This is a genomic window from Azospirillum sp., from assembly GCF_035627195.1.
GTDB lineage: Bacteria > Pseudomonadota > Alphaproteobacteria > Azospirillales > Azospirillaceae > Azospirillum.
Genome location: NZ_DASPMG010000360.1, coordinates 1 through 9,641 on the forward strand (window position 1 = coordinate 1; position 9,641 = coordinate 9,641).

Annotated in this window: 11 protein-coding genes; 6 read left to right on the forward strand and 5 right to left on the reverse strand. The window is 72.1% G+C overall.

The features are described 5' to 3' along the window. The 5 genes from pcaB to pcaD all read right to left on the reverse strand — a co-directional run. A partial coding sequence (gene pcaB, locus VED21_RS31970; protein ID WP_324889771.1) for a 3-carboxy-cis,cis-muconate cycloisomerase occupies positions 1–1,163 on the reverse strand: 1,163 nt, incomplete at its 3' end. A gap of 119 nt (positions 1,164–1,282) precedes the next feature. Continuing rightward, on the reverse strand, positions 1,283–1,858 hold the full coding sequence (gene pcaG / locus VED21_RS31975; RefSeq protein ID WP_324889773.1) for a protocatechuate 3,4-dioxygenase subunit alpha: 576 nt from the start codon (positions 1,856–1,858) through the stop codon (positions 1,283–1,285). A 1-nt stretch (position 1,859) separates the two neighbouring features. Continuing rightward, positions 1,860–2,564 (reverse strand): protocatechuate 3,4-dioxygenase subunit beta, encoded by a 705-nt coding sequence (pcaH, locus tag VED21_RS31980; protein WP_324889775.1) that lies wholly within the window; start codon positions 2,562–2,564, stop codon positions 1,860–1,862. Then, entirely contained in the window at positions 2,564–2,953 is a 390-nt protein-coding gene (pcaC, locus tag VED21_RS31985) for a 4-carboxymuconolactone decarboxylase (protein ID WP_324889777.1), read from the reverse strand. Before pcaC ends, pcaH begins: the two co-directional genes overlap by 1 nt. After that, positions 2,943–3,764, reverse strand: a complete 822-nt coding sequence (gene pcaD, locus VED21_RS31990; protein WP_324889779.1) for a 3-oxoadipate enol-lactonase — start codon at positions 3,762–3,764, stop codon at positions 2,943–2,945. The genes pcaC and pcaD overlap by 11 nt, the downstream gene beginning before the upstream one ends. Before the next feature lie 163 nt (positions 3,765–3,927). On the opposite strand from pcaD, the gene VED21_RS31995 reads away from it, so the two are divergent. The 6 genes from VED21_RS31995 (at position 3,928) to VED21_RS32020 (ending at position 9,502) form a co-directional block, all read left to right on the forward strand. After that, the gene (locus VED21_RS31995; protein WP_324889781.1) at positions 3,928–5,109 is read left to right on the forward strand and encodes an ABC transporter substrate-binding protein; all 1,182 of its coding nucleotides are present in this window, start codon (positions 3,928–3,930) and stop codon (positions 5,107–5,109) included. A gap of 10 nt (positions 5,110–5,119) precedes the next feature. Beyond that, a complete protein-coding gene (locus VED21_RS32000) occupies positions 5,120–5,989 on the forward strand; it encodes a branched-chain amino acid ABC transporter permease (protein ID WP_324889783.1) in 870 nt (289 codons plus the stop codon). After that, entirely contained in the window at positions 5,986–6,948 is a 963-nt protein-coding gene (locus VED21_RS32005) for a branched-chain amino acid ABC transporter permease (RefSeq protein WP_324889785.1), read from the forward strand. The genes VED21_RS32000 and VED21_RS32005 overlap by 4 nt, the downstream gene beginning before the upstream one ends. Next, entirely contained in the window at positions 6,945–7,709 is a 765-nt protein-coding gene (locus tag VED21_RS32010; protein WP_324889787.1) for an ABC transporter ATP-binding protein, read from the forward strand. The genes VED21_RS32005 and VED21_RS32010 overlap by 4 nt, the downstream gene beginning before the upstream one ends. Next, positions 7,690–8,394, forward strand: a complete 705-nt coding sequence (locus tag VED21_RS32015; protein WP_324889789.1) for an ABC transporter ATP-binding protein — start codon at positions 7,690–7,692, stop codon at positions 8,392–8,394. The genes VED21_RS32010 and VED21_RS32015 overlap by 20 nt, the downstream gene beginning before the upstream one ends. A gap of 310 nt (positions 8,395–8,704) precedes the next feature. After that, on the forward strand, positions 8,705–9,502 hold the full coding sequence (locus tag VED21_RS32020; RefSeq protein WP_324889791.1) for a FadR/GntR family transcriptional regulator: 798 nt from the start codon (positions 8,705–8,707) through the stop codon (positions 9,500–9,502). Positions 9,503–9,641: the final 139 nt, after the last annotated feature.

Below are 9,641 nucleotides of genomic sequence, written 5' to 3' on the forward strand. Positions count from 1 at the left end.
GCGTCCATGCGGCCCAGCCGACGGGCCAGCGCCATGCTCACCGCCTCCGCCATGATCAGCCCGTCGGTGAGGTCCAGGTTGCGGCGCATCCGACCCGCATCGACCTCCAGCCTTTCGACGGCGTCGGCCGCGTGATGCGCCGCCCCCGCAACGATCCGCCCCAGTTCCGGCAGCGCCTGCCATTCGGCGTGCCAGCCGCCCAGCCCCCGCTCGTGCTCCTGCACCATGCCCGACAGCAGCCCGGCCACCAGCCCCGGTGCCCGCACCGACGCCGCCAGCATCACCGCGCACGCCACCGGGTTGCGCTTGTGCGGCATGGTGGAGGAGCCGCCGCGTCCCGGTGCCGCCGGCTCGAACGCCTCGCCCACCTCCGCCTGCATCATCAGCGACAGGTCGCGCCCGATGCGGCCCAGCGTGCCGGCCAGCAGGCCCAGCGCCGCGCCGAACCCCGCCACCCGGTCGCGCGCCGCGTGCCAGGGCACCGTCGGCAGCGGCAGATCCAGCTCCCGCGCCAGCGCCTCGGCCACCGGCAGCGCCGTGTCGCCCAGGGAGGCCAGCGTCCCGGCCGCCCCGCCGAACTGCAGCGCGAACTGCGCGCGCGCCGCCGCGACGCGGTCCCGGTCGCGGTTCAGCGCATCGAGCCAGCCGGCGGCCTTCAGCCCGAAGGTGGTCGGCAGCGCGTGCTGCATCCAGGTGCGCGCCACCATCGGCGTCGCCCGGTGCGCCCGCGCCAGGGCCGCCAGCCCGTCCGCCAGCCGCGCCAGATCCTCCTCCAGCGCGTCGGCGAAGGCGCGCAGCTGCAGCATCAGCCCGCTGTCCGTGGCGTCCTGGCTGGTGGCGCCCCAGTGGACGTAGCGCGCCGCCCCGGCGTCCGCCGCCTGCACCCGGCGCGTCAGGTGCCGGACCATCGGGATGGCCGTGTTGCCGGCTGACGCCGCCTCCGCCCCCAGCGCCGCAAGGTCGTACAGCGCCGCGTCGCACGCCGCCGCGATGGCCGGCACGGCATCCGCCGGGATGACGCCCACGGCGGCCTCCGCGCGCGCCAGCGCCGCCTCGAAATCCAGCATCCCCTGCAATCGTGCCCGCGGCGCGAACGCGCGCACCGCGTCGGCCGTCGCGAACAGCGGATCGAGCAGCGGGTCGCCATGCAGCACGTCGGTCATGCCATTCCGCCTCGCACCTTCGTAGGTTGGGTTGAGCCGCAGGCGAAAACCCAACGTCCCTGGCGCCGCGCACACGTTGGACTTCCCTGGCGCTCAACCCAATCTACGAACACCCGTCTTCAGAACTCAAAAAACGCCGTCTCGCCGTCGCCTTGCAGGACGATGTCGAAGCGGTAGGTCACCACCCCGCCCGCATCCTCCCGCGCGGCCAGCAGCGTGCGGCGCGCGGCCGGGTCGGCGATGGCGTTCAACACGGGGTCGGTGTCGTTGGCCGGGTCGTCGGCGAAGTAGATCCGCGTCACCAGCCGGTCGAGCAGCCCGCGGGCGAAGACCGACACCAGGATGTGCGGCGCCTGCATCGCGTTGCCGTTGCCCGGCACCGGGCCGGGGCGGACCGTGGTGAAGCGGTACGTCCCCGTCCCGTCCGTGGCGGCGCGCCCGAAACCGGGGAAGTTCGGGTCCGGCGCCCCCTCCCGCGTGTCCTCCGGATGGGCGTAGCGCCCGCCTGTGTCGGCCTGCCAGATCTCCAGCAGCGCGTCGGTCACCGGCACGCCGTCGCCGTCCAGCACGCGGCCCTCGATGCGGATCACCTCCCCCCGCGCGCCGCCGGCCGTCAGGTCGCCCCAGGCCGGGCGGTCCAGCGCCTCGTGGAAGAAGGGGCCGACGGTCTGCGACGGCGTGGTGCCGGCCGTCATCTCACGCCTCCATCGGCGTGGCGTCCCGGCCGCGCAGCACGATGTCGAAGCGGTAGCCCAGCGCCCATTCCGCCTCGCTCAGGCCGTGGTCGTAGCGGGCCACCAGCCGCTCGCGGGCGGCCGCGTCCGGCGTGCTCATGAAGATGGGGTCGAGCGGCAGCAGCGGATCGCCGGGGAAGTACATCTGCGTGACCAGCCGCGTGGCGAAAGCCGGCCCGAACAGCGAGAAATGGATGTGCGCCGGCCGCCACGCGTTGGGCTCGTTCCGCCAGGGGTAGGCGCCGGGCCGGATGGTGAGGAAGCGGTACTCGCCCGCCTCGTTCGTCAGCGCCTGCCCCCAGCCGGTGAAGTTGGGGTCCAGCGGCGCGTCGTGCTGGTCGCCGGGGTGGGCGTAGCGGCCGGCGGCGTTGCACTGCCACACCTCCACCAGCGTGCGCGGCACCGGGCGCCCGGTTTCGTCCAGCACGCGCCCGGCGACGATGATGCGCTCGCCGATCGGCGCACCCGCGTGCTGCCGGGTCAGGTCCACGCGCTCCGGCCCGGCCCAATCCGTGTCGAAGCGCGGTCCCGTCACCTCCGACAGCGTCTGCTCGATGCGCACCGGCGCCCGGCGCGGCGCGCGCTTCACCGTGCTGCCGTAGGCCGGGAAACGGTGCGGCGGGTTGGCGCCGGGCTGCGGGCGGGCGTAGGGCTGCGGCCGGGTCATCAGCCGTCCTCCTCCCGGTCCATCTCCTCGAACGCCGCGCGGGCCACGCGGAACGCCGTGTTGGCCGCCGGCACTCCGGCGTAGACGGAGAGGTGCAGCAGGATCTCCTTCACCTCCTCGCGCGTCACGCCGGTGTTCCTGGTGGCGCGGATGTGCAGCTTCAGCTCCTCCTCGTGTCCCAGGGACGCCAGCATGGCGATGGTCAGCATGCTGCGCGTGCGGTGGTCCAGGCCGGGGCGCGTCCACACCGCCGCCCACGCCTGCCGCGTCAGGAAGTCCTGCCACTCCGCGTCGAACCCCGTGGCGCGCTGGCGCGCGCGCTCCACGTGCTTCTGCCCCAGGACGGCGGTGCGCACCGCGCGTCCCTGTTCCAAGGCGTCATCCGCCATGTCCGGTCCCTTCCTGTGCCGTCACCTCCGCCAGGAAGGCGGCGAGGTGCGCGTTCACCGCGTCCGGCTGTTCCAGCGTCGGGATGTGCCCCGCGCCCTCGATCACCGCCAGCCGGGCGCCGGGGATGGAGGCCGCCAGTTCCCGCGCCGCCGCGGGCGGGGTGGCGAGGTCCTGGTCGCCGACCAGCACCAGCGTGGGGCAGCGGATGCGCGCCGCATCCTCCCGCAGGTCGGCGTCGCGGATCGCCAGGGAGCAGCCGACGTACCCCTCCGCCGGGGTGCGGGTCAGCATGTTGGCCGCCCCGCGCACGAGGTTCGGGCGCTGCGCCCGCGTCGCTTCCGTAAACCACCGCGCCATGACGCCGTCGCGCAGGGAGGCGAGGCCGTCGTGGCGGATGGCCGCCACCCGGTCGTCCCAGATCTGCGGCGGGCCGATGCGGCTGGCGGTGTCGCACAGCACCAGCGAGGCCACCCGCTCCGCCGCGACCGAGCCCAGCAGTTGCGCCACCATGCCGCCGATGGACAGGCCGCAGACGTGCACGCGCCCGATCCCCAGCGCGTCCAGCAGCGCCAGCGCGTCCGCCGCCAGCTGCCCGATCAGGTAGCCGTCCCCCACCGGCGTCAGGTCGGTGAGGCCGTGCCCGCGCATGTCGTAGCGCAGCGCCCGGTAGCGCCCCGCCAGATGCGCCGCCTGCGGGTCCCAGACGTGGAAGTTGGTGCCCAGCGAGTTGGCGAACAGCACGACGGGCGCCCCGGCCGGCCCGCTCAGATCGTAATGGACCGTCAGGTCCGCCGCGCGAACGAAGGGCATGCGCTCTCCGCATCCACATTATTGTTTGTACGCACGATGATCTGTGATGCGAGCGATTGTCAAGTGGCGGACCGGCCGATATCCGTGCAAGATAATCGTCAAAATCGCCGGAATCCGGGTGGCGGCCTCGCCCCCGCATGCCCAGGCCACCAGGGAGGGGACAATGACGGGAAAACTGCGCGCACTCCTGCTCGGCGCCGCGGCCGCGGCGGCAATGGCGGCGGCTCCAGCCTGGGCCGCGACCGTGAAGGTCGGGGTCATCGGCCCTTTCTCCGGCCCGTTCGCCACCGCCGGCCAGACCTTCAAGCAGGCGGTCGAGGTCTATCAGGCCATGCACGGCGACAGCGCCGGCGGCAACAGGATCGAGTTCGTCTACAAGGACCTAGACCAGGCCAACCCGGCGCAGTCCAAGGCGCTGGCGCAGGAACTGATCGTCAAGGAGAAGGTGCAGTACCTCGCCGGCTTCTTCTTCACGCCCGACGCGCTGGCGGTGGCGCCATTGATGGACGAGGCGAAGGTCCCCTGCGTCATCTTCAACGCCGCCACCTCCGCCATCACGGAGAAGTCGCCGCTGTACGTGCGCACCTCCTTCACCCTCTGGCAGGCCACCGTTCCGCTGGCCCAGCACGTGTACAAGACCGGCGTGCGCAAGGTGGTGACGGCGGTCAGCGACTACGGGCCGGGCCTCGATGGCGAGGCGGCGTTCAAGGCGACGTTCGAGAAGGCCGGCGGGCAGGTGGTGGACTCCATCCGCATGCCCCTCAAATCCACCGACTTCGCCCCCTTCATGCAGCGCATCCGTGATTCGGGCGCCGAGGCCATCTACGCCTTCCTCCCCGCCGGCCCCACCACGCTGGCCTTCGCCAAGGCCTTCGCCGACAACGGGCTGAAGGACAAGATCAAGTTCTTCGGCCCCGGCGACATCACGCAGGAACCGGACCTGCCGGCCCTGGGCGACGCGGCGGTCGGCATCACCACCGCCTTCCACTACAGCCGCGCCCACGAGTCCGACCTGAACCGCGCCTTCGTCGCCAAGCACAAGGAGAAGTTCGGCAACGCCGACACCGTCACCTTCACCTCGGTCGGCGCCTACGACGGCACGCACCTGATCTACAAGATGGTCGAGGCGACGGGCGGCAAGCCCGACGGCGCCAAGGCCGTGGAGGCGGTGAAGGGACTGAGCTGGGAAAGCCCGCGCGGTCCGCTGAAGCTCGACCCGGACTCGCGCACCGTCGTCCAGAACGTCTACCTGCGGGTGACGGAGCGGGTGGACGGACAGCTGCAGAACACGGAGAAGGAGACCTTCGCCGCCCAGCCGGACTACGGCTACAAGCTGGGGAAGTGACGCGCCTCCCATGCAGACGGTCCTCGGCATCGCCATCGACGGCGTCGCCTACGGCATGATCCTGTTCATCATCTCGGTCGGCCTGTCGGTGACGCTGGGCCTGATGCGGGTGGTGAACCTGGCGCACGGCGCCTTCGCCATGGTGGGCGGCTACCTCGCCTCTTTCGCCGCCCAGCGCCTGGGCCTGCCGTTCGAGGCGGCGGCGGCCGGGGCCATCCTGCTCACCGTGGCGCTGGCGCTGCCGCTGGAACGCCTGCTCTACCGCCGCATCTACGGCTCCGCCAACGAACTGGCGCAGGTGCTGCTGACCATCGGCCTCACCTTCGTGGTGGTGGCCGGCATCAACTACCTGTTCGGCCCGACGCTGAAGCGCATTCCACTGCCCGGCTACCTGGAGGGCGTGGTGGATTTGGGGCCCAAGGCCATCCCGACCCACCGCGCCTTCGTCATCGCCGTGGGCGTCGCCGCCATCGCCGGCCTGTGGTGGCTGCTGGAGCGCACGGACTTCGGCGTCAAGCTGCGCGCCGCGGTGGACGACCCGGCCATGGCCGCGGCGCTCGGCATCCGCACCGAACGGCTCTACGCCGCCACCTTCGCGCTGGGCGTCGGCCTCGCCGCACTCGGCGGCATCCTGGGGGCGGAACTGCTGCCGCTGGAGCCATACTACGCCATCCGCTACATCGTGCTGTTCCTGGCGGTCGTCGCCGTGGGCGGGGCGGGCAGCGTCTTCGGCTCCGCCGGGGCGGCGCTGGCGCTGGGCATCATCGACACCGCCGGCAAGTACCTGATCCCGGACTTCGGGGAGTTCTTCTTCTACGCCGCCATGATCCTCATCCTGTTCCGCTGGCCCAACGGCTTCTTCCGGCGGAGGACGGCGTGAGCCCGCAGCTGCGCGACACGGCCGGCGCCGCCACGCTCGCCGCCGCCGGGCTGGCCGCCTTCTGGCTGTTTCCGGAGGATCTGGGCCTGCTCACCCGCATCGCCGCGACGGCGCTGTACGTGCTGTCGCTGGACCTCGTGCTCGGCTACTGCGGGGTGGCGACGCTGGGGCAGGCGGCGCTGTTCGGCACCGGCGCCTACGCCGCCGGCATCGCCGCCGTCCATCTGGTGGCCGAGCCCATGGTGCTTCTGCTCATCGGCGGCGTGGCGGGCGGGCTGATCGCGCTGGCCACCGGTGCCCTGATCCTGCGCGCGCACGGGCTGGCGCTGCTGATGCTGACCATCGCCGTCACGCAGATGGCGCACGAGGTCGCCAACAAGGCGCGCTGGATCACCGGCGGCAGCGACGGCCTGTCCGGCATCGCACCCGATCCGGTGCTGGGCCTCTTCCGCTTCGACCTGTACGGCCGCACCTCCTACCTGTTCGCGCTGGCCGTTCTGGTGGCGGGCCTCCTGGTGGCGCAGCGCATCGTCCGCTCCCCCTTCGGCCTCGCCTGCCGCGGCGTGCGGGAGGATCCGCTGCGCGTCGCCGCACTCGGCGGCTCGCCGCGCCGGTATCTGGTCGCCATGTACACCATCTCCGGCGTCTTCGCCGGGGTGGCCGGCGCGCTGACGGCGGTGTCCACCGGCATCGTCGGGCTGGACAGCCTCGGCTTCTCCTGGTCGGCGGAGGCGCTGGTGATGCTGGTGCTGGGTGGTGCGGGGCGGCTCTGCGGCGCCATCATCGGTACGGTGGCCTTCATGGTCATCCACCACATCCTGGCCGCCACCGACCCGTTCCACTGGATGCTGTTCATCGGCCTGTTCCTGATGGGCGTCGTCCTCTTCGCCCCCGGCGGCATCGCTGCCGTGGTGGAGCGCGCCGGCATCCGGCTGCGCCGCGCGGGGGTCCGCGCATGACCCCGCGCCTGTCCGTCCGCGGCCTGTCCAAGAGCTTCGGCGGCGTCGCCGCGGCCTCCGAGATCGACCTCGACCTGCACCCCGGCGACCGCTGCGCGCTGATCGGCCCGAACGGGGCCGGCAAGACCACCTTCGTCAACCTCGTCACCGGCGTCATCCCGCCCGACCAGGGCCGGATCGAACTGGACGGCCAGGACGTCACCCGCCTCTCCGCCCAGCGCCGCGTGCGCCTGGGCCTTGTGCGCACCTTCCAGGTCGCCCGCCTGTTCCGCGGCATGACCGTGCGCGAGCACCTGGAACTGGCCGTGCTGGAGCGGGAGGGGCGCACCGCCAGCCTCTTCGCCTCCCTCCGCCGCATCCCCGGCCTCGCCGACGAGGTGGCCGCCCTGCTGGGCACGCTGGGCCTCGCCCCCGTCGCCGGCACCACCGTCGCCACGCTGGCCTACGGCCAGCAGCGCCTGCTGGAGATCGCTTTGGCGCTGGCGCTGAAGCCCAAGGTGCTGGTCCTCGACGAACCCGCGGCCGGCGTGCCGCACGCGGAGAGCCGCCGCATCCTCGACGCGCTCGACCGCCTGCCGGCCGACCTCGCGGTGCTGATGATCGAGCACGACATGGACCTCGTCTTCCGCTTCGCCCGGCGCATCGTCGTGCTGGCGCAGGGCCGCCTGCTGTGCAGCGGCACGGCGCGCGAGATCGCCGCCGACCCGCGCGTGCGCGAAGTCTACCTGGGGAGCCGCGAGCATGCGCACCGGGCTCCTTGAGATCGCCGCCCTCACCGCCGGCTACGGCGCCACCCGCGTGGTGGAGGACCTGAGCGTCACCGTGCCCCCCGGCGGCCGGCTCGCCATCCTCGGCCGCAACGGCGTCGGCAAGACCACGCTGATGGCGACGCTGGTCGGCCAGACCACCCGCCACGCCGGCCGGATCGCGCTGGACGGCGTGGACCTGACCGCCCTTCCCTCCTCCCGCCGCGCGCTGGCCGGCCTCGGCTACGTGCCGCAGACGCGCGACGTCTTCCGCTCCCTGAGCGTCGAGGAGAACCTCGTCACCGGCCTGAAGGGCCGCCCGCGCGCGGCGCTGGAGGAGGCCTACGCCCTGTTCCCCCGCCTGAAGGAGCGCCGCCGCAACAACGCCGCCACCCTGTCGGGGGGCGAGCAGCAGATGCTCTCCGTCGCCCGCGCCCTGCTCGGCCGCCCGTCCGTGCTGCTGCTGGACGAACCGCTGGAGGGGCTGGCCCCGGTGGTCTGCGACCAGCTGATGCAGGCACTGTCGGCCATCGACATGACCGTGGTGCTGGTCGAACAGCAGATCGACCGCGCGCTCGAGTTCTGCGAGGACGTGCTGATCCTCGACCGCGGCCGCGCCGTGCACCTGGGCAAGGCCGCCGCCGCCCGCGCCGACCACGCCCTGCTGGAACGCCACCTGGGTGTGGCGTTGATCGGCTAACGACTGGGGCAATCACTTGAAAAGCCCCTCCCCCCTTGCGGGGGAGGGGTTTGGGGAGAGGGGGATTTACGCCCGGCAGGGCGGAGAAAGAATCTCTTTTCGGCTCTCCGAGCCTCCCCCCTCTCCCCAACCCCTCTCCCGCGAGGGGAGAGGGGCTCGAAGCACCCCAACCATTCGTTCGCACAACGAACAACTTGACAAGCCGGACCTTGGCCGCCTACCTTTGTCGGACAAACCAACAGTCCGCCAAACGGACACCAGAAACCAACACCAAAAACAAAAATGCGGCCAACAGGGAGGGCCGTCGGCAATGGAATCCTTGCCGGGTCAGGGAGAACCAGCCTCCGGGCTGTTCGAGCGCATCGACCACGTCCCCGCCTACCAGCGGGTGGCGGAGGCGATCGAGCGTGAGATCGTGTCCGGCCGGCTGGCGCCGGGCGACCCGGTCGGCACGGAGGCCGACCTCGTCCGCCAGTTCGGCGTCAACCGGTCCACGGTGCGGGAGGGCATCCGCCTGCTGGAGCAGTCCGGCCTGATCCGCCGCGACAGCAGCCGCCGGCTAATCGCCAGCCTACCCCGCTACACCAAGCTCGCCAGCCGAATCAGCCGCGCGCTCGTCCTGCACCAGGTGACCTTCCGCGAGCTGTGGGAAGTAACCAACGCGCTGGAACCGCTGTCGGCCGAACTCGCCTGCACCCACGCCACGCCCGACGTGGTGGCGGCGCTGGGCGAGAACATCGCGCAGTCGCGCAAGGCGCTGGGCAACCCCAAGCTGCTCTCCGAACTGGACACGGAATTCCACGCCCTGATCGGCAAGGCGTCGGGCAACCGCGTGCTCCAGCTGTCGCGCGAACCGCTGGGCCTGCTGTTCCAGCCGACCTCCCAGATGCTGGGGGAGGAGGTGGACACCGCCGCCGACCGCATGGTGGAGGCGCACACCCGCGTCTACGAGGCGATCAAGGCCGGCGACGCGCATGAGGCGGGCTTGTGGATGCGCCGCCACGTCGCCGACTACCGCCGGGGGTTCGAGCGCCTCGCCAAGGACCTCGGCCAGCCGGTCGAGCGCCTGTACCACGACCACATCAGCGCGCACCCGCCGCCGAGCTGACCGCGCACGACGAGAAGACAAAGGCCGAAGAGCCGGGAAAGAACAGGGGAGGATGACTTGTCGAACCAGGAGACCGCACCGGTCCTGCTGACGCGCGACGGCGCCGTCGCGTGGCTGCGCCTGAACCGGCCCACGGTGC